The sequence below is a fragment of the Pseudomonas sp. B21-017 genome (assembly GCF_024749245.1).
GTDB lineage: Bacteria > Pseudomonadota > Gammaproteobacteria > Pseudomonadales > Pseudomonadaceae > Aquipseudomonas.
Genome location: NZ_CP087194.1, coordinates 6506226 through 6525682 on the forward strand (window position 1 = coordinate 6506226; position 19457 = coordinate 6525682).

A 19457-nucleotide genomic window follows, 5' to 3' on the forward strand; every position below is an offset into this window, starting at 1 on the left:
CACCGATCATGATCCACATCACCCTGCCTGATGGTTCATTGCGTGAGTACGACCAACCGCTGTCCGTGTTTGAGGTTGCAGCGAGTATCAGCCTCGGCCTGGCTAATGCAGCGCTCGCGGGTCGAGTGGACGGCGTGCTGGTGGACTGCGGATTTCTGATCGAGTGCGATGCGCGGGTCAGCATCGTCACGTCCCAGGAGCCCGACGGTCTGGAGATCCTCCGGCGTTCCTGTGCGCTGATGCTGGCCATGGCCGTAAAACAGCTGCATCCGAATACGCAGTTGCGGGCCGGATCGGCGCTGGGTGACGGCTTCTTTTATGAGTTTGCTTTCCAGCGATCCTTAACCCTGGCCGCTCTGCCAGTGATCGAAGCGCGTATGCGCGAATTGGCGGCGACCAACCATTCGATCCGCCGGCAGGAGCAAACGCCAACCGAAAGGCTATCGCTGTATCGTCTGGGGGACTTCGAGGGTTTCGCGGCAGGCCCGCATGTTCCCACCACCAAGGTATTGCAGGCCTTTGCACTGGACCACATCAGCGGCACGTTGCAGCAACGAATCTATGGCACGTGTTGGTCCAGCCAACAGGAACTGGACACCTGGCGAGCGCCACCCCAGGTCGTGGTTGTGAATATCGATGAGCGTCAGAGCGATTATGCGCACTCGGTGACCGAAGCGCTGCGCCGGCGCGGACTGCGCGCCAACTCGGATCTGCGTCACGAGAAAATCAGCCGCAAGATTCGCCAGCACAGCCAGAAGGTGCCATACCTGTTGGTGGTCGGAGAGAAGGAAAAGGACGGTGGGTTTGTCAGCATGCGCAGTGGCAGCGGGGAGGATTTCGGGGAGAAAGGGATTGAGGCGGTGTGTGATTTGTTGAACCCGCCCAAGACTGGTGCCTGAGCGGACACCTTCGCGGGCGAGCCCGCTCCCACAGGGATCACATATGACCTGGTGGGAACGAGCCTACCCGCAAAGCTTTTAGGCCCTTGGCTTCACTGTGCCGCAATCCTGACCCAACCACACAGCGCGAGTATCGAGGCTACCCTTCTGCTGAATGCCGGTGGCGTTGAAGGTGCCGTTGACCTTGGTGGTGAACTCACGGTCACTCATAAAAGTGGCCACTCCGCTGCCCTGCGCTTTCGGACAGCTGAAACGGAATTTCCACTGGTTACCGGTACGCTCGGTAATTTCCTGCTTGCAGCCCGATTGCGGGTCCGTCAGCGGAATGTTGTCGCTCTTCACCTGCTCAGGTGTCAGGCACGCCCGAATCCCTTTGCCGCCCATGGTGATACCTTGTTTCTCCAGCATCGCCCGCTGTTGGGGGGTCATCTGGTTTTGTAGCTGGCCGAGGATCAATTGCAGATCGGGCATGTTCTGGTCATCGACCTTCATGTTGCTTGAGGTCAACTCCCACAAGCCCGGTTGCAGCATCTGTGCCTGAGCGGCCACAGGAAGTGCCAAACCAAACGCTATGGCCAAACCCAGCAGACGAACGTTCATCGAGTAACTCCTGATCATTAGTGGCCGTTAGACGTCGGCCACGGGCTTCGGTTCATGGGCCAATTAAATAGCGACATTCTGCCCGGAACATGGTCTGTTAAGCATTGAATCTTCAAGGAGCAAGGCTGCCCCATGGATTATTTCGGACCGCATGTATTCGGTTATCTGATCGCACTGTTGCACACACTGGGCTCGATCGCCGCCATCCATGCCGTGTTGACCGTTCGGACCGCTCAGGGCTCGATCGCCTGGGCCCTGTCACTGCTGTTCATTCCCTACCTCACGCTGATCCCCTATCTGGTCTTCGGTCGCAGCACCTTCGATGGTTACATCAAGGCCCGACGGCAAGCCAACGAGGAAATGCGCAAGGCCATCTCCGAACTGAACTGGCGCCCCTGGGTAGAAGAGGCACTGGCTGCGCGTGCCTCCAGCGCTTACGCGTCTTTGCGGGCCATGCCGAAGCTGGGGCGCATGCCATGCCTGGCAAACAACGATGTGCACTTGCTGATCGACGGCCAAGCCACGTTCGATGCAATTTTCGACGCCATCAGCAACGCCCGTGAAGCGGTGCTGATCCAGTTTTTCATTATCCACGATGACCGCCTCGGCCAACGCCTGCACACCCTGCTGACGAAGAAAGCCGCCGAGGGCGTGGCGATTTACTTGCTCTACGACCGCATCGGCAGCCACTCCCTGCCCCACGAGTATGTGCAACCATTGCGAGATGCCGGTATCGAGGTCAAAGCCTTCGCCACCCGCAGCGGCTGGCTCAACCGCTTCCAGGTGAATTTCCGCAACCACCGCAAGATCGTAGTGGTCGACGGGCTTGTCGGCTTTGTCGGCGGGCTCAATGTCGGCGACGAGTACATGGGCGAGAAACCACCCCTGGCGCCCTGGCGCGATACCCACGTGCAAGTTCGCGGGCCGGTGGTGGCCTGCATGCAGGAGTCCTTCGCCGAAGACTGGTTCTGGGCAGCCCGCTCGCTGCCCCCGCTGATCCTGCCAGACGTTTATCCAGATGACGGCGTGCTCTGCCAATTACTGGCCAGCGGCCCGGCGGACTCCTACGAAACCTGTTCGCTATTCTTCGTCGAAGCCATCCATGCGGCGACGGAACGCGTGTGGATCACCAGCCCTTACTTCATCCCCGACGAAGCGGTGTTCGCCGCGTTGCGACTGGCGGTGCTGCGCGGTGTGGATGTACGGATCCTGTTGCCATCGCGGCCGGATCACCGGATCGTCTACGCCGCTTCCAGCCTTTATGCCTTCGAAGCTGTACGTGCCGGGGTGCGCGTGTTCCGTTATCAACCCGGCTTCCTGCATCAGAAAGTGGTGCTGATCGACGACGAAATCAGCGCCATCGGCAGCGCCAACATGGACAACCGTTCGTTCCGGCTGAATTTCGAAGTGATGCTGCTGACGGTCGACAGCGGGTTTGCCGCCGAAGTGGAGCAGATGCTCAACTACGATTTCGCCCAGGCTCACGAAATCGCCAAAGAAGAAAGCCGGGAAACCCACCGCCTGCAACAGGTCGGCATGCGGATCGCCCGGCTTATTTCGCCGATTCTCTAGTTGTAGATGTCGTCGCGGGTCCACGGCAGTTCATGGCTGCCATCGGGATGGGCTTTCACCGCGAGGATTTGATGCAGGTTGATCCAGCCTCTGGCGAAGGCATAGGCGCATCCCGCCAGATACAACCGCCAGATCCGTAGTGCCTGCTCCGGTACCAGTTTGGCGGCGGCTTCCAGATTGTCTTCCAGGCGTTCGCTCCAGTGGTCCAGGGTCCGCGCGTAATGCAGGCGCAGGCTCTCGACATCGACAATCTCCAGCCCCGCTTCGCTGATCTCGGCCGAGATCATCGCCAGGTGCGGCAGTTCGCCGTTGGGGAACACATACTTCTCGATGAACTCACCAGCACCGCGCCCGACCGGACGACCGTCGGTGTGTTTGGCGGTAATCCCGTGGTTCATCACCAGACCGCCCTCTTTCACCGCGCCGAACAAGGTCTTGCAGTATTCGGCCAGATTGGCGTGGCCGACGTGTTCGAACATGCCGACGCTGACCACCTTGTCGAAACGCCCGTCCTGAGGCAGATCGCGGTAGTCGAGCAGTTGCAGTTCGATCTGGTCTTCCAGGCCTTCGGCTTTCACCCGCTCACGAGCCAAATCCAACTGCGCTTGACTGAGCGTGATCCCGAACACCTTCGCGCCGAACTCCCGCGCGGCATACCGCGCCAACCCGCCCCAGCCGCAACCGACATCCAGCAGATACTCCCCTGGCTGCAAGCGCAACTTGCGGCACAGGTGGCGAAACTTGGCTTGTTGAGCCTGCTCAAGGGTTTCACTGCCGGTCTCGAAGTAGGCGCAGGAATACGCCATGTCGCTGTCGAGCCACAGCTGATAGAACTCGTTGGAAAGGTCGTAGTGGTAGGAGATGGCTTTGGCGTCGGTTTCCTTGTCGTGAACCAGGCGCACCGGTTGCGCATCGTCGTCTTCGCTGATCAGCGCCTGACTCCATTCATCGCAGACACGAATCACGTCGCTGATGGAGCCTTCGAGCTCCAGTTTGCCTTCGACGAACGCCGCCCCCAGCGCGTCCAGGCTCGGATGGGTGAACTGGGTAACCATGTGCGGGTCCTTGACCACAATGGTGACGCTGGGCGTCGGCCCCAGGTTGAACTCATGGCCATCCCAGAGTCGCAAGCGAAGCGGCAACTGCAGATTCTGTAAGGCCAGTGGAAGTTGCGCGAGCATGGATAATCCCCCTGATTTTCAGACGTCTGATTTGAGGGTAGTCCATCCTTGAAAAATAGCCGGCTATCGATTTAATAGCTGCTCTCTATGATTCGAGGCTGCAACCAACCGTCCTGAACCCACTGTTTCAGCCATGTAACAGCCTGAAGGGGTGCATCCTCACCATAGATGACTGCTAATTCGGAGCACAGTTCAGCGAAATCCCAGTCGCCCTGATACAAGCCGTCTAGAGCTGCCGCCTCCGCAGGTTCCAGGCTGCGGTAATGACAAACCAGCCCCGCTCTCCAGATCACCAATACTTGGGGCGCCCCTAACGCTGCACTACCGGGGAACCCGGTTTCATCCTTCACTGCCCGCCACAACGCAACACTGTTGAAAGCACACTCAAGCCATTGCACAGAGGGGCTGGGGCTGACCCGCAACGTCGGCCAGTCTTCAGGCTTCAGGGCGGCCATGTCCTGTATCGTCAGCGGCGCGCCTTCAGGCGCGTCGAACGCGAGCGTGAATGCCCACTCAAGTGCCGCCAACTCCCCCAGCGCTGCACTTTGCTCTGGCACTAAATGCTGTCGAATAAACGACTCGAACCCTTCACCCAGCCACCTCAGGCTGTAATGAACAGACGGACACTGGCGAATGTAAGCCGCCGCGAGCTGCTCGAATTCATCGTCACCCAGCCAATGCCAAATGACCGGATAGTCGCCGCGCAGAACTTCCTGAAGCCTTGCCTGATAGGCGTTGTGATAGATCGCCAGCCCGGTGCTCACATCCAGTGTCGGCCCCCCCATAAGACTCGCACCTAGCGCGGTATCGGCTGCTGTCTGCTCACCCAGCAGATACGTTTCAAAGGCCAGCTGCCAGTCGTTCAGGCGCATCTCAGTCTCCGGGTCAACACGCTATCACCCAATGCCCGGGCCTTTTGCAACTCGGTAAGTAGCTCTTCAAAAGGCGGGAAATGATCATCGCGTTCCAACAGTGTCGCGACTGGCCCGAGGTGTCCCAGGGTTTGTTGATAGAGCGCCCAGACCGGATCACTCACCGGCTGGTCATGGGTGTCGATCACGTAATCGCCGTGGTCGCTGTGGCCAGCCAGGTGCAACTGTCGAACCTTTTTGGCCGGCAGCCCTTGAATGAATGTCCACGGATCGAAGCCATGATTGCGGGAGCTGACATAGACGTTGTTGATGTCCAGCAACAGCTCGCAGTCGCTCAACCGGCTGAGCGCATCAAGAAACTCCCATTCGCTGAATTCGTCGCCAGCGCTGCGCACGTAACTGGAGACGTTTTCCAGCACCAGCGGACGCTGCAAGACGTCCTGAACCTGCCGCACTCGGCCGGCTACGTAATAAAGACTTTCTTCGGTGTAGGGCAGCGGCAACAAATCATGGAGTTGATGGGCGTTGCCACGGCTCCAGCACAAGTGATCGGAGATCCATGCCGGTTCAACTCGCTCCGCCAGAAGTTTCAGCTGTTGCAGATACTGCGGATCGAGGGCATGAGGACCGCCAATAGACAGCGATACGCCATGCATCACCACGGGATACCGTTCGGCAATGGCGTCCAGGTAGTACAGCGCCTTGCCGCCCTGGACCATGAAATTTTCCGAGACCACTTCAAACCAGTCCACGGCTGGCGACTGTTCAAGAATCTGTTGGTAGTAGGCACTGCGCAAACCCAGGCCGTAGCCCAGACAAGAAAGGGAAGCAGACATTTTGCGGACTCCTCGCAAAGTGCCGCAGTGGCAAGAGAGCCACCGCGACGGCATTCGGCAGTCAGTTATTCGCCGACTTTTCCATCGGCCTTCATGCATTCGGCCTGAGTCATTGCCTTGAAGCCATGCCCTTTGCAGACAGCCTGACCTTTGCAGGCGTTTTCGGCTGTCTTGCAGTCATTCATGCCTTTGCACGATGTCACGCCGTAGCAGTGAACCTGTGCAGCGTCGGCGGCCTGAGCCTGAGTGGCAACACCTGCGAACATTGTTGCAGCGGCAAAGGCGAGAGCGGCACCGGCGGTGGCGGTTTTGAAGTTCATTTGTATATCCTCAGTAATCGTCAGGGGTGTCGGCTGGAAGGTTGTTCAGTCCCGACACAGCACTAGAGAGCGCTGCCCTGACGGCGTTACAGAGGCGATGAAAAAACTTTTCGCCTCGCTCAAACCTCATCTTTGAGCTTGAGCAAAGGCTCCTGAAAACGCAGCAAACGCCCAGCATTACCGAGCACCAATAACGTACTCAAGTTGTGCAACAGCGCGGCAATCATCGCCCCGGCCGCGCCCAGCCAGCCGAATGCGGCAAAGGCGACAATCGCCAGGGTCCAGCCCAGACCGATGATTACGTTCACCTGTAAAGTCTGCCGGCATTGGCGACTCAGGCGCACACAGGTTCCGAGCCGGCGCAGGTCGCTGCCGATCAGTACGATATCGGCCGAGGCCAGCGCGATGTCCGCGCCGCCCGCGCCCATGGCCACGCCGACCACACCGGCCTTCAGCGCCAGGGAATCGTTGATGCCGTCTCCCACCACCATCGGCCGGAAACCGCTGTCGATTTCTTTCAACACGCGATTGAGTTTGTCCTCGGGCAAGGCCTGGGCTTCGACATCGCTGATGCCCACATCCCGGGCCAGCGTATGAGCCACGCTTTGTCGATCCCCGGTCAACAACAACTGACGACCCAGGCCCAGTTCACGCAACTCGCTCAGGGCAAACCGCGCCTCAGGTTTGACGCTGTCGGCGAGCAACAGCCAGGCGAGAAATTCACCGTCGAGGGCCAGCCCCGCAATCGGGCCATCGTGGCCGGGAACAGCTGAGGTGACGATGCCCAATTGCGCGAACAGCTCCGGACGACCGAGGGCCGCTTCGCCCTGCTCCGTCATCGCCACGACACCCAGCCCCTGACGCTCGCGGATGTCGGAGAGCAGCAGAAAATGTTCCTGAGTGACCAACCCGGCCAACGCGCGGCTGACCGGGTGGCTGCTGGCAGAGCCAAGGCTGGCGGCGAGTTTCAGTACGTGACTGCGATCTTTCAGCGGACTGTCGATCGATTGCAGGCGCAAGGTGCCGAACGTCAGGGTTCCGGTCTTGTCGACCACCAACGACGTCAGGTCAGCCAACTCTTCGAGGAACGCCGAGCTGCGAATCAGAATCCCGTGCCGAGCTGCGACCGCCACCCCGGCAATCGCCGTGGCCGGTGCCGACAACACCAGTGCGCAAGGACAGGCCGCCACCAACACCGCAAGCATCGCCTGGGCATCGTTGGTGACGAACCAGGTTACGGCCGCCAGCAGCAACACCAGCACCATGTAGCTACCGGCGTAGCGTTCGAGCAAACGGGTGATCGGCGGCTTGGAGCGTTCGGCGTTTTGCATCAACGCGATGACTTTACCCAGTGTTGACTCGTGACCGGTGCGGGTCACTTCAATGCGCAACAAGCCATCAAGGTTGATCGCTCCGCCGAACACCGGCATGCCCACAACGGCCTCTATGGGCACCGACTCACCGGTGATCGATGCAGTGTCGAGGCTCGCCTGACCGGACAACACCCGACCATCGGCCGGCACGCGATCACCCGCACGCACCTCCACCAGGTCGCCGGCCTTGAGTGTGCCGTTATCGACTTCAACGATAGCGCCGTCAGCCTGAATCTTGCGCGCATGGCTACGCGTCAGTTTGCCGAGGGCATGAATCGCTTCCTGTGAGCCGATCACGCTGCGCTCTTCCAGCACATGGCCGAAGATCATGATGATCGGCAGCAGTGCCGCAGTCAGCAGATCGCCAGTGGCCCAAGCGCCGAGCATGGCGAGGGCAATCAACTGATCGGTGATCCCGTGCAGGCTCGGATAACGCAGGCTGTACCACGCCGAACGCATGACCGGCACGGCCACCAGCAACGAAGCAAAACCCAACAGCAATTGGCTGACCCCGGTCTGCTCCGGCAACAACCAGCGCCAGATCAGGCCGAGCGCAAGCAAGCCCAGTGCAAGCATGGCCAGGGTCAACTGGCGCGCGGCGCTACGTTGTTCAGCCGAGGACAACATGCTCGGCGCGGCGGCGGTTTGGGCAGTCATTGCGCAGCTCCCTGAATGATCAGGCGGGAATCGTCTTTCGGATCGACCGTCGTCACCGAACCGGCCTGCCCGAGAATCTTCGGCATCCGCTCACGGTAAATACGCAGCAGCATTTGCGGATCGGTGCCCTGCTGTTGCGCCTTGGCCAGGCTTAATACTGTGGCGGTGTCGGTGGAGGCTTTGGCCAAGCGTTCGCTGGCCTGGGCGTGAGCCACTTGCAGCGTGCGGTCGGCTTGTTCATTGGCGGACTGAGTCAGCTTCTCGGCTTCCGTGCGCGCATTGGCCACGGCCTTGTCAGCTTGCTGGCTGGCAGTTAACACGGCGTTGAACGCGCTCACTGCCGGGCCGGGCAGACTCGATTGCACATCGACCCGCGCCACTTCGATACCCAAGCCCTGCCCGGTCGCCGTCAGTTCGGCCAAGCGTTGATTGATGCCTCGCACCAGATCGCCGCGCAGACGTTCGCGACGTTCGGCAGCCTGATTGTCGGCACCGATCAGTTCCGGTCGAGCCACCAGAATGGTGTCCAGGTCTCGCGCCGCGGTGAGTGCCACGGCACTGCGCGTCACCAGTCGATCCAGAGCCGGCAACACATGCTCACCCTGAAGAACGAAGGCATAGGGCTCAGTGACTTTGTAGAACACCCGCACATCCAGCTGCACCACGCCCGCGTCACCGGTCAGCAGATAACCGGAGCCGGCGAGCGCATCGCTGAGGGGTGTGGCGAAGCTCGCCACCCGGTCGGCCTGCAACGCGGCATCGGTGCGCAGCAGATTTTCCACCCGACGCTCGATCACCCGGTCCGCTGCCGGCAACAAGATCACCTGCTCAAACGGTCGCGGCCACGCCAACAGTAAGCCGGAATTTTGAATGCGATCCAGCGCGCCGAAGTGCAGCACCACGGCGCGATTCTGCGGGTCGATCTGCCGCACATTGGAAAATGCCCACGCCAAAGCAGCCAGCACGGTCACGGCGTAAAGCGCGAGAAAAGCCAAGCGCCCGGCCTGAATCCAGGGGCTGCTCAATTCATTTGTTCCACGTGGAACCAAACTCATGGCTGCGACCCGGACTTGTTATCGAGCGTCGGTGGGCCATCAACCAACACCCGGAACGGCGCCGCATCTGTGCGCAAAATCAGCTTGGTGCCCGGTGCGACGATGGTGCCCAAGGTGTCGAGCGAACGCAGCAAATTGTAGAGCTGCGGTGAGCCTGCGTAGGCGCGGCCGTAAATCTGCGCGGCTTCGACGCGGGATTGGGCTTCGATGTCTGCGGCTTTCACAGTGGCATCAGCTTGTACGATTCGCGCATCACGCTCGGCCGCAGAACGGATTTGTGCCGCTTCACGTTTGCCGATAGCCGTGCGTTCAGTGGCGATTGTTTCACGCTCGGCGCGCATACGATCGACCGTCGCGGTGAGCGTCACCGATGGCAGCGTCAAGCGCTCGATACCGACTTGCAGCACTCGCACGCCATAGGTGGTGAGCAACTGCTGATCGATCTGCTGGCGCAGCTGCGCTTCGAAATCGGCGATGTGCACCTGGTTGGCGTCGGTGTTCACCAGGTTGGCCAGGTCGAAACTGCTGGCAGTGGTTTCCAGCGCCGAGCCGACAAAGGTACGAATCTGCCGCGCGGCTTCATCGGGTTGATTCTGTACAGCGCGCATAAAACGTTGCACGTTGTCCGGATCGCCCTGTACCTGCCAGGCCACGTAGGCTTGCACGATGATGCGCAGACCGTCGCGCGTGCCCACATCCTGCAAACCGCTGGAGGTGGTACGCAGCCGCAGATCAACCGGAATCGCCGCCTCGAACGGCGCCGGCCAACGCCAGCCAAGACCCGGCTCCAGCAACACCCGCGATGGATTGCCAAAGCGCGTAATCACCGTGGCCTCCCCCGAGCGCACTTGCACCAGGCTTGCCGCCGCAACGGCAAAGGCCACCAGCAGCGCCGCCCAGCCCATTCGCCGCCACGGAAAAGGGCCAGCTTCGTGCGGATCACCATGGTGGTGATGGTGATGATGACCGTGGTGATGCCCGCCATGGCCGTGATCGTGGCCGGCGTGGTCATCGTGGTCGTGATGATCGTGATGATCGTGAGTAGGCGTCGACTGGCTCAATGGGCGGCTCCTGGCTGAGCGGTATTACGCGACGGCGCAGGGTCAGCCGGCAGCGTGAATGTACGTAGGTCGATGGTCGGCGCATTGCTGCTACCACCCAGACGGTGATCGAGAACCAGCAGCTTGGCGTTAGCCAGACCCTGGGTCAGTTGGCTGAGATATTGCTCCAGTACAAAAGCCTGGCCGGCGCTGGAGTACGCCTTTCGCTCGGCGGCAAATTTCAGGTCGGCGGCCCGAGCGCTCGAGTTGATCTCATGCGCACTGGCCGTGGCTTGATCGCGAGCGATGCTGGCCTGCAATTGCGCCTGGTTGGTCGCCTCCGCTGCGGCACCGCGCTCGCGGGAGATCAATGCCTGGGCGCCAATCTGCGCTGCTTGAACGCCGTGATAAGCATTGGCAGCCCCCGCTGGCGGATGAATGGCCTCGACCACCGTGGCGAGAATTTCCACGCCGCTGTCGAGTTTTTGCAGATCCGCCTGCACGGCGCGGCCGATTTCTTCAGAGAGCCCTACCCTGTCTTCGCCGAGCAAACCGTCGAGGGTTCTTGAGGCGAAGTCATGAACCAGAATCCGGCTGGCGGTGCTGCGAATCAGCGTCGGCACGTCGGCGCTGTTGTACGTCGCGGCCAGAGCCGCCTGATCGCTCAGGCCGATGCGATAGACGAAGCGCACGTCCATGTTGACGATCTGAAAGCTCTGCTTGTCGGCACGGCTGCTGGCGATGACCTGGGATTTGTCATTCACATGGCTGGCGTCCCACAAGCGATTGGCAATGGCCGGTGCCGGGCCTTCGGCAGGTTCGGCCGCGACCGGGGCCGATGCTTCGCCCACGCTGGTGGCCAACTCATGGACTACGCCGTTCTCGACGCTCAGCACGCGACCCAGCGGCCACGGCAAACCGGCGTGCAAACCGGGCCCAAACACTTCCACCGGTTTGCCGAAACGTTCGTAGATGCCCCGCCCCTGTAGCGGTATTTCATGAATGCCGGTGAGCGACCAACCGACGATTGCCACCACCGCCAGCACCGGCAAAAACGCCCGACGCATGTAGGTGAAAGCCCAGATTTGTCGCAGGTCGATACCGAAGCGATTGTGCAACTCGTGCTGCAATGCGAGCAGGGGCTGTGGCGGCCAGCGCAACATATCGGCGACGAAGCTTCGCGCCAGCAAGGTCGGTTCAAGCTGTTCACGACGGGGGCTGAACAGTGACAACACGGCGCGCAGCAACAACTCGATGGCGACCAGCCCCGGCAACAAGCCGATCAGCACCGCCAGACGCACCGGCCAGACGGCTGTTTCGCTACCGAACAACAGACACAAGGCGCTGAGCACCAGGCCAATAATCGCGACCCGCGTCAGCTGCGCCAACGACCCGGCCTCAGGCCATTGGGCGACATATTCCTGCGCCAGTTGCCGCTCCAGTACCAGCAAACCGAACGCCAGCAGCAACGACAACGCCGCGCCGACACTGGCCGATAATCCCAACGCAGCGGGTGGCAAAGCGAGGTTCCAGACCTGCTCGATGCTGTACAAACTCAACAACGCCCAGCCACCAAGCCAGAGCGTCGGTGCACCGATCTGCCCCAGCAAGCGCAGCCAACGCTGACTGATGCCGTCCAGCAACCGCTCGTACCAACCTTCGGCGACAACGACTTCTTCAGTGATAGCCACCGGCACCAACGCGGCCGGATTCATCGCTCGTGCACGCCACTGCGTTACCCACCAGGCCGACTGCAGACCGGCGACCAACACCAGCAAACCGGCGCTCTGATTGACCAGCAACGCGGGCCAGAGCGATTGCGGTGCAAACAGCCCGACAAAAAACGCCAGCACCAGCCCTGCGGCCGCCAAGGCACCCAAACCGATTGCCCATTGGCGCAATCGACGTCCTTGAACGACCGCCTGCTGAAAGCGCGGCAGCCCTGCTATCTGTGCTCCATCGCCATCGAGATCGACTTGCATACCACCCCAGCCATTGCTCACATCACAATTCGTTACGATATAACGAAAATGGTGAAATTTTCGTCCTGAATCGTTCTATCTAAAAACGCTGAACCTGTCGCCAAGCTGAAGCCTTGACCGAAATGGTGAGAAACGCACATATTACGTTCGTAATTTTTTATTGAAGACTACTTTTTATCGATCCCGCCCCTCTCAATCCAGGAGTTGCACCATGAGCACTTATGACGTCGTGATTCTGGGCGCCGGCCCCGGCGGTTATAACGCAGCGATCCGCGCCGGGCAGTTGGGCTTGAAAGCGGCCTGCGTGGAAGGCCGCGCCACCCTCGGTGGGACCTGCCTGAATGTCGGTTGCATGCCGTCCAAGGCATTGCTGCATGCCTCTGAGCTCTACGACGCGGCCATGGGGGCGGAATTCGCCAACCTCGGGATCGAGGTCAAACCTGTGCTCAACCTGGCTCAGATGATGAAACAGAAGGATGAAAGCGTCACAGGCCTGACCAAGGGCGTCGAGTTTCTGTTTCGCAAAAACAAGGTCGACTGGATCAAGGGATGGGGCCACATCGACGGGCCGGGCAGCGTCACGGTGACCGACGATCAGGGTGGCAAGACCCGGCTGAGCGCCAAAGACATCATCATCGCCACCGGTTCCGAACCCACTCCCCTGCCAGGCGTGGACATCGACAACCAACGCATCCTCGACTCCACGGGCGCGCTGTCGCTGGCTGAAGTACCGAAGCACCTGGTGGTGATCGGCGCTGGAGTGATCGGTCTGGAACTGGGTTCGGTATGGCGGCGCCTGGGTGCTCAGGTGACGGTCGTCGAATTTCTCGACCGGATCTGCCCGGGTGTGGATGCTGAAGCCGGTAAAACCCTTCAGCGCTCATTGAGCAAGCAAGGCATCCGCTTCAAGTTGAGTTCGAAAGTCACCAGCGCCACCTCCTCGGCGAGCGGTGTTCAGCTCAGTATCGAACCGGCCGCAGGTGGCACCGCCGAGCTGCTGGAAGCCGACTACGTGCTGGTGGCTATCGGTCGCCGTCCTTACACCCAGGGCCTGGGGCTGGAGAACGTCGGCCTCGCCACCGACAAACGCGGCATGCTCGCCAACAAGGGCCACCGCACTGAAGCCGCGGGGGTCTGGGTAATCGGTGACGTCACCTCAGGGCCGATGCTCGCCCACAAGGCCGAAGACGAAGCCATGGCCTGCATCGAGCAGATCGTCGGCAAGGCTGGCGAGGTCAATTACGACCTGATCCCCAGCGTGATCTACACCAAACCGGAGCTGGCCAGCGTCGGCAAGACCGAAGAACAGTTGAAGGCCGAAGGTCGCGCCTACAAGGTCGGCAAATTCCCCTTCACCGCCAACAGCCGGGCGAAGATCAACCACGAAACCGAAGGCTTCGCCAAGGTACTGGCCGATGAGCGCACCGACGAAGTTCTCGGTGTGCACCTTGTGGGCCCGAGCGTCAGCGAAATGATTGGCGAATATTGCGTGGCCATGGAGTTCAGCGCCTCGGCCGAAGACATCGCCCTGACCTGCCATCCACACCCGACCCGCTCCGAGGCCTTGCGCCAGGCGGCGATGAATGTGGAAGGGATGGCGACGCAGATTTAGAACGATCAAAAGATCGCGGCCAAAGACTGCGATCTTTTCGCTTTTTCAGTCAGGCAAATGCCCCAACGGCAACGCCCCCGGCGTCTTCACCGTGTGAATCGCAAAGTTGCTGCGGATATCGCTCACGCCAGGCAATTTCAGCAATCGCCCGGTGAGGAAACGGTCATAGGCGCGCAAATCCGGCACCACCACTTGCAGCAGAAAATCCGATTCCCCGGACACCAGAAACGCCGAAATCACCTCAGGCAATGCCGTCACGGCCAGGCGAAACGCTTCGGCTTGTTCATCGTTATGCCGTTCGACTTTGACCCCGACAAACACCGTCAGCCCAAGGCCCACTTCATCTCGATCGAGGTTGGCCTGATAGCCACGAATCACACCGGCCTCTTCCAGCATCCGGACCCGGCGCAAACAGGGTGAAGCCGACAAGCCGATCTCGTCGGCCAATTGCACGTTGCTCAGGCGTCCGTCCCGTTGCAGCGCCGTGAGAATTTTGCGGTCGTAGGCGTCCAGTTTCATGTTTTGGCAGATCCTGATGGTTCGATCGTCACAAACTGGCAGGTTATGCCAAATATCGAAGCTTTAGAAGCTGACTACGCAACCACCTGCCCTGCCCCTCGGCCGTAGACTGAACCCACCAAATCGACAACGAATGGGGGCAACATGACAGAACTCTGGCTGTTTTTCATGGCATTGACAGTGGTGTACCTGTTGCCGGGCCCGGACATGATTCTGCTGTTGCAGACCGGCGCTCGTCAGGGCAAAGGCGCGGCGCTGGCCACGGCATTGGGGCTGGGCGTGGCGCGCGGTTGTCATGTGGCATTGGCGGCATTGGGTTTGGCGACGCTGTTCAGGACTGCGCCCTGGACCTTCGACGTGGTGCGCCTGGCCGGCGCCGCGTACCTGCTCTGGATCGGCATTCAGTGCCTGCGCACCACGATGCTGCCGAGCTTGAACGGTGCAGACGCAACGACTGCTAAACCACGGTGGCCGGAGGCGATCCAGCGCGGTTTGCTGACTAACCTGCTCAACCCCAAGGCGCTGCTGTTTTGCTCGGTGCTGCTGCCGCAGTTCATCAACCCTCAAGCCGGACCGGTGCTCGCGCAATTTGCGACCCTGGGCATGATGCTGGTCAGCGTCGGCTTGCTGTTCGACAGCGCCTACGCGCTGGTCGGCGCTGCGTTGGGCCGTTGGCTGCAACGCAGTCCATCGGCCCAGCGGGTACAACAGTGGTTGTTTGGCAGCCTGTTGATTGGTTTTGCTGTGCGGCTGACCTTTGTTCAACAAGCTTGAGCGTTATCGCGCTTTCCGACGGCGGCGACTGATCAACAACAGCGCCGCTGCCGTAACGGCCAACACGGCGCCGATCTGCAATGGTTTTTTGTAGGGTCGCAGCGTGGACCGCATAGCGTCGGTGACCTGGGTCACGTAGCGCTTGTCGGCATTCTGGAAGTCCGGCTCCTGGCATTGATGACCGAAATCACCGGCCCAGACCACATAGGGCCCCTCCTCGACATAACGACGATAGAACGCGCTTTGCTCTTGCAGGTTGGTGCCCCACCCTGAGGCCTTGCATAGCACCGAAGCAAACGCCTGACTGCTGTGGGGCAGATGATCGGCGGCCTTACTCGCCAGAGCCGTGGCGACATAACGGTAATGGAAACGCTCATCAGGTTGCGCCACCGTAGCTTGCTGACGCTGCACTTCGCCCTCGCTCATCAGCGGTCCGACCTTGAGCTCCGGAGCTTCCAGGCTGTAATTGCCACCGAAGGTCACGTAATCCGGGGACATCTCGTAGCCCAACAGCTCCATCCCATTGTAGCGAGCCAGCGTCGCGGCGTAGTAGTAAGCGAATGCCTTGGAGGTCGGCCACCATTTGGACTCGGCCTCCTTGCGCAATTGCCCATACCATTTGGCCTTGGCCTGCAAATCCGCGTTGTCGAAGTAAGCCGGAGCCTCATCGTAACGCTCTTCACGCAATAAACGCCGCCCGAGCAGATTGCGCAGGCTCGCAGCCACCGGCAACGGCACATAATTGTCGCGATCCTGCTGGCTGAGCGGTGGCGGTGCCGGCACCTGGGTGTCGACGTACTGCTTGAGTTCATCGAGGGTCAGCACCCGCTCGGCCACGGTGGCCGCGTCGAACCAGTAGATGCCCTGGCTGCGATAGAGCTGATCGAAGGCCTGCAGGTAATCCCCGCGTTGCAGGGCCAGGATCGCGCTTTCACCCTCGACCCGGCACTTGGGCTGGAGCGTTTCGTAATCCCAGTCGGGCGTCCGCCGCTCGCCCCAGGATTCGTTCTGCGGGAAGGCCTGGGCGGCTTTGGCATAGGCCGCTGCGGCGGCGTTTTTGTCGCCATCACGCACCGCCAGCTTCGCCCGCAACCACCATGCAAGGCCACCGTCACCAGCCTGTTCGAGGAAGGCTTTGGCGCTGGCGTAATCGCCCTGTTGATAATTCATCGCCGCCAGGCGATCGGCATTATCCAGACTGCCACGGGTGCTGCTTTGCAGCAGTTTGATCAGTTTCTGTTCGTTCGGCGGTTGATCACCGAATGACCAGCCCAGCCGACTGATCAACGACGCCGTCACCAGTTGCTGCACCGCTTTGCCCTTGAGCAACCCAGCCAGTTGCTCGTCGGGCATTGCGGCCAGATCGGCCATCAACAGCTTCAGCGAGGTGTAGCCCACCGCCGAGCCGTGAAGGTTCTGCGTGGCGTAGAGTTGGATGGCGTTGTCCCAATCACCCGCGGTGCGGGCCACTCGCGCTTCTTCGCCGAGGCTGGCGACACCCAGTTCCAATGGGTCGCTGAAGCCGTCGATGCTCAGTTGACGGGTCTGCTCGAAGGCCTTGCGGGACTGAGCCAACAGGTCAGAGGTCGAGCCTGCTTCTGAACTCATGGCAAACAGCGCCCGGCCCAACGAGTACGCCGCCCAGGTGCTACGCAACGGGCGTTGTTCCGCCGGCAGCGCCAGCACTTTCTGGAAGTAGTCGGCGGCCAGGCCATGGTCACCGGCGTTGAACGCCACGGCGCCAGCCAGATAGAGCCTGTGCTCGGGCGGCAGATTCGCGCCTTGCTCTTCAACCTGACGGGCATCGCTCAGGCTGCGCAGTTGTTTCACCAGCGCTTGCTGCTCAGGCGTCAGACCGGCCTGTTCAGCGGTATCGCGCTGATGGGTGTAATCAGGCGCATCGCCGTAACCGTCCCCCGGAATGTTGGTGGCGGCGGTGACATTTTTCAGTCCCGCGATGGCATGCCCGAGGCGGCTGATCTCAAGGTTGAAGTTGCCTTCCGGCAGTTCCGCCAGCGACTGGCCACGGTTGTCCAGCAGGCGCATGGGGAAGTCCGGCCCGCAGGCCAGCGCCGAACCCAATGGCAGGCTGAGGCTCAGGCAAAGTACATGGCGGGGCCAGTTACGGGTAAACATTCGAACCTCCTTGATCAATGTGTGCGCAGCGAGCCCAACCGATAGCGCGCTGCCCGCCGGCCGGGATTCGACCGTCACGCAGGCGGATGAAGGTAAGCAGATCCGGGCGCTGTTGCAACGCATAACCGGCCAGCGCATCGGCGCCCTCGCAGCCCTGCACCGCCAGCGTCAGACGTTCGGGCCAGGCACTGTCGAGGTTGCCTTGGTTGCTGAGGCTGATGTCGTAGAGGCCGTCCTGCGCCGAGAGTTTCAACCCCACATGACTGTCGAGCGTATCGCCGCGCGCCACAGCGCCCAGCGTCGTCAGGCTCCAGGCCCTGCGATCATTGGCCAGGGGCAGGCGAAACCAGATCAGCCCGGCCAGATGGGCCGGTGGATCGGCGCGCAACTCGGTGCCGAGCTTACTCAGTTGCTGCGGGTCTGCCAGCAACTCCCGACGTTCACCGCCTTGCTCGATGGGCACTTCGCTTTCCACGACCGGCGCGCCCCCGGCCCCCGGCAACAGCGCCACGCCATAAGCCGGCAGCGCCAGATAAAACGGTTTCGATGTGTTGCGACTCCAGGCCCTGGCCCACTGCCGTGTCTGATCCGGGTCGAACAGCCCACGCCGTGGATCGCTCACCGCGTGCACCTGCAACACGCTGCTGTCGACCGTTGCCAGCAACGCCGGCAATTCAGAACTGTCGAGCCAGGCCGGCAACGCGGTGATGCTCAGTGGCAAGGACGCCGGCAGAACGCCACGCAAATGGGTGAGGAATTCGCGGTAGGCCGGTAACCGGGCGTTGCCCGCATCGTGGTCAATTTCCACGCCGGAGAGGGTCAACCCCTGCCCTTGCCAATCGCTGAGCACCTGCTGGATCTGCGCCGTGACCTCGTCCCGGTCCAGCCCATTGAGCTGGCCATCCAGACGAACCACCGCAATCAGCGGTCGGCCATCACGCTTGAGCAGCGCCGGATCGATCCGCGCCCGGCTCCAGCCAGACTGTGGGAATACCTGCAAGGCCAGCACGCGCAAGGTCGAGAAATCGGTGTGGCTGTCGCGCAGCGCGGCGTCATGGGCTGGCGTCCATAGCCGTTGCCAGACATAGAGTTGCTGATCGAGCGGCGGCGCGTCCGGTTGCTCGCAACCGTTGAGCAACATCAATGCGCCAAGCAAGGCCGACAAGCGAATGAAAAACACAATGCCCACCCTCATCCTCTGTGGCGAGGGAGCTTGCTCCCGCTCGACTGCGCAGCAGTCGCAAAATGCAGCCCATGTGGTGTGTCTGATGATATGAAGGGGCTGCTTCGCAGCCCAGCGGGAGCAAGCTCCCTCGCCACAATTGATCGGTTACGAATTCCCGGCAGCCTACTCAGCTATCGGCTTGCAGGCAATGATCACCTGATTCTTCGCCACCACTGCGTCCAGCGCCTGAATGCTTTTGTGGGAGCGAGCGGGCTTGCTCGCTCCCACATTGTTCAGCTGTGTGGCGCAGGTTTCGGGATGGCAAGGTTATCCAGCATCCGGTTCACCGCCAGTTCCGCCAGCATCACGATCTGCTGAATCGCCATTGCCGTATGCCGGTGCGGCCCTTGCAGATACCCCGCAAAATCACTCGCCATCACACTGGCCTGGGCCAACGATTCACAGGTGTGGGCCAACAGGTCTTCGTCTTTGATATCCGGCGCAACCATAAACATCGTGCTCGGCTTGCGGGCCGCGGGGGATTTGAGGGCGGAGGGGTTGAGGTAGTGATCGAGCGCGCGCTCGGCGGCTTCGTTGAGCTTTTTTGAATCGAGGGATTCGTAGGGGGAAACGTCGTCGGTTTCCGGGGGATTCGGTGTGGCTTTGAAAATGGTGAAACTCCATTCGAGAACTGGAGTTCGCCAACACTGCGACCAAGCAGAAGGGTGGCGAACCGTACGCGGGTTGGTCGACCAGGGAATGGAACCCGGCAGGGCCTAAGCCCTCCCACGCACAGCTCGCCATGAAGCAAGCACAAAAGTGCGCCATTCTAAACCTGAGCGACCAAACCCGATCACTGAATTT

At 60.9% G+C, this 19457-nt stretch carries 17 protein-coding genes; 4 read left to right on the top strand and 13 right to left on the bottom strand.

The genetic code is table 11. The features are described 5' to 3' along the window. Nucleotides 1–8: 8 nt before the first annotated feature. On the top strand, nt 9–899 hold the full coding sequence (locus LOY28_RS29695; protein WP_258612884.1) for a His/Gly/Thr/Pro-type tRNA ligase C-terminal domain-containing protein: 891 nt from the start codon (nt 9–11) through the stop codon (nt 897–899). A 78-nt stretch (nt 900–977) separates the two neighbouring features. Here LOY28_RS29695 and LOY28_RS29700 read toward each other — a convergent pair whose 3' ends face one another. Beyond that, complete coding sequence (locus LOY28_RS29700; RefSeq protein ID WP_258612885.1) at nt 978–1499, bottom strand: DUF3617 domain-containing protein; 522 nt, start codon at nt 1497–1499, stop codon at nt 978–980. Nucleotides 1500–1631: 132 nt separating this feature from the next. Between LOY28_RS29700 and cls the strand changes: the two genes are divergently transcribed. After that, the gene (gene cls, locus LOY28_RS29705; protein ID WP_258612886.1) at nt 1632–3071 is read left to right on the top strand and encodes a cardiolipin synthase; all 1440 of its coding nucleotides are present in this window, start codon (nt 1632–1634) and stop codon (nt 3069–3071) included. Here the strand turns inward: cls and cfaB are convergent. From cfaB to hflK (LOY28_RS29745), 8 genes are all read right to left on the bottom strand, one after another. Then, nucleotides 3068–4252: a C17 cyclopropane fatty acid synthase CfaB gene (cfaB, locus tag LOY28_RS29710; RefSeq protein ID WP_018927348.1), complete on the bottom strand. Its 1185-nt coding sequence runs from the start codon at nt 4250–4252 to the stop codon at nt 3068–3070. The genes cls and cfaB overlap by 4 nt on opposite strands. Nucleotides 4253–4323: 71 nt before the next feature. Next, complete coding sequence (locus LOY28_RS29715; RefSeq protein ID WP_258612887.1) at nt 4324–5124, bottom strand: DNA-binding domain-containing protein; 801 nt, start codon at nt 5122–5124, stop codon at nt 4324–4326. Next, nucleotides 5115–5960 carry a DUF692 domain-containing protein gene (locus tag LOY28_RS29720; RefSeq protein WP_018927346.1) on the bottom strand — a complete coding sequence of 282 codons (846 nt, stop codon included), beginning with the start codon at nt 5958–5960 and terminating at the stop codon, nt 5115–5117. The genes LOY28_RS29715 and LOY28_RS29720 overlap by 10 nt, the downstream gene beginning before the upstream one ends. A gap of 65 nt (nt 5961–6025) precedes the next feature. Continuing rightward, nucleotides 6026–6280, bottom strand: a complete 255-nt coding sequence (locus LOY28_RS29725; RefSeq protein WP_018927345.1) for a membrane protein — start codon at nt 6278–6280, stop codon at nt 6026–6028. A gap of 119 nt (nt 6281–6399) precedes the next feature. After that, a complete protein-coding gene (locus LOY28_RS29730) occupies nt 6400–8310 on the bottom strand; it encodes a heavy metal translocating P-type ATPase (RefSeq protein ID WP_111453106.1) in 1911 nt (636 codons plus the stop codon). Next, nucleotides 8307–9365, bottom strand: coding sequence for a protease modulator HflK (gene hflK, locus LOY28_RS29735; RefSeq protein ID WP_026286517.1), 1059 nt, complete (start codon nt 9363–9365; stop codon nt 8307–8309). Before hflK (LOY28_RS29735) ends, LOY28_RS29730 begins: the two co-directional genes overlap by 4 nt. After that, nucleotides 9362–10426 carry a protease modulator HflC gene (hflC, locus tag LOY28_RS29740; protein WP_258612888.1) on the bottom strand — a complete coding sequence of 355 codons (1065 nt, stop codon included), beginning with the start codon at nt 10424–10426 and terminating at the stop codon, nt 9362–9364. Before hflC ends, hflK (LOY28_RS29735) begins: the two co-directional genes overlap by 4 nt. Next, nucleotides 10423–12387 carry a protease modulator HflK gene (gene hflK / locus LOY28_RS29745; protein WP_258614528.1) on the bottom strand — a complete coding sequence of 655 codons (1965 nt, stop codon included), beginning with the start codon at nt 12385–12387 and terminating at the stop codon, nt 10423–10425. The genes hflC and hflK (LOY28_RS29745) overlap by 4 nt, the downstream gene beginning before the upstream one ends. Before the next feature lie 211 nt (nt 12388–12598). Between hflK (LOY28_RS29745) and lpdA the strand changes: the two genes are divergently transcribed. Then, nucleotides 12599–13999 carry a dihydrolipoyl dehydrogenase gene (gene lpdA, locus LOY28_RS29750; protein WP_258612889.1) on the top strand — a complete coding sequence of 467 codons (1401 nt, stop codon included), beginning with the start codon at nt 12599–12601 and terminating at the stop codon, nt 13997–13999. Nucleotides 14000–14044: 45 nt separating this feature from the next. On the opposite strand, the gene LOY28_RS29755 is transcribed toward lpdA, so the two are convergent. Continuing rightward, entirely contained in the window at nt 14045–14518 is a 474-nt protein-coding gene (locus LOY28_RS29755) for an Lrp/AsnC family transcriptional regulator (protein WP_019580354.1), read from the bottom strand. Between the two features lie 144 nt (nt 14519–14662). Here LOY28_RS29755 and LOY28_RS29760 point away from each other — a divergent pair, with 144 nt between their 5' ends. Beyond that, nucleotides 14663–15292, top strand: a complete 630-nt coding sequence (locus LOY28_RS29760) for a LysE family translocator (protein ID WP_018927337.1) — start codon at nt 14663–14665, stop codon at nt 15290–15292. 3 nt (nt 15293–15295) lie between these two features. Here the strand turns inward: LOY28_RS29760 and LOY28_RS29765 are convergent, their stop codons facing one another. The 3 genes from LOY28_RS29765 to LOY28_RS29775 all read right to left on the bottom strand — a co-directional run bounded on the left by LOY28_RS29765 (nt 15296) and on the right by LOY28_RS29775 (nt 19264). Further along, on the bottom strand, nt 15296–17428 hold the full coding sequence (locus LOY28_RS29765) for a hypothetical protein (protein WP_258612890.1): 2133 nt from the start codon (nt 17426–17428) through the stop codon (nt 15296–15298). After that, nucleotides 17415–18611 carry a DUF3142 domain-containing protein gene (locus LOY28_RS29770; protein WP_258614531.1) on the bottom strand — a complete coding sequence of 399 codons (1197 nt, stop codon included), beginning with the start codon at nt 18609–18611 and terminating at the stop codon, nt 17415–17417. The genes LOY28_RS29765 and LOY28_RS29770 overlap by 14 nt, the downstream gene beginning before the upstream one ends. 275 nt (nt 18612–18886) lie before the next feature. Then, on the bottom strand, nt 18887–19264 hold the full coding sequence (locus LOY28_RS29775) for a DUF6124 family protein (RefSeq protein ID WP_018927334.1): 378 nt from the start codon (nt 19262–19264) through the stop codon (nt 18887–18889). Nucleotides 19265–19457 lie beyond the last annotated feature (193 nt).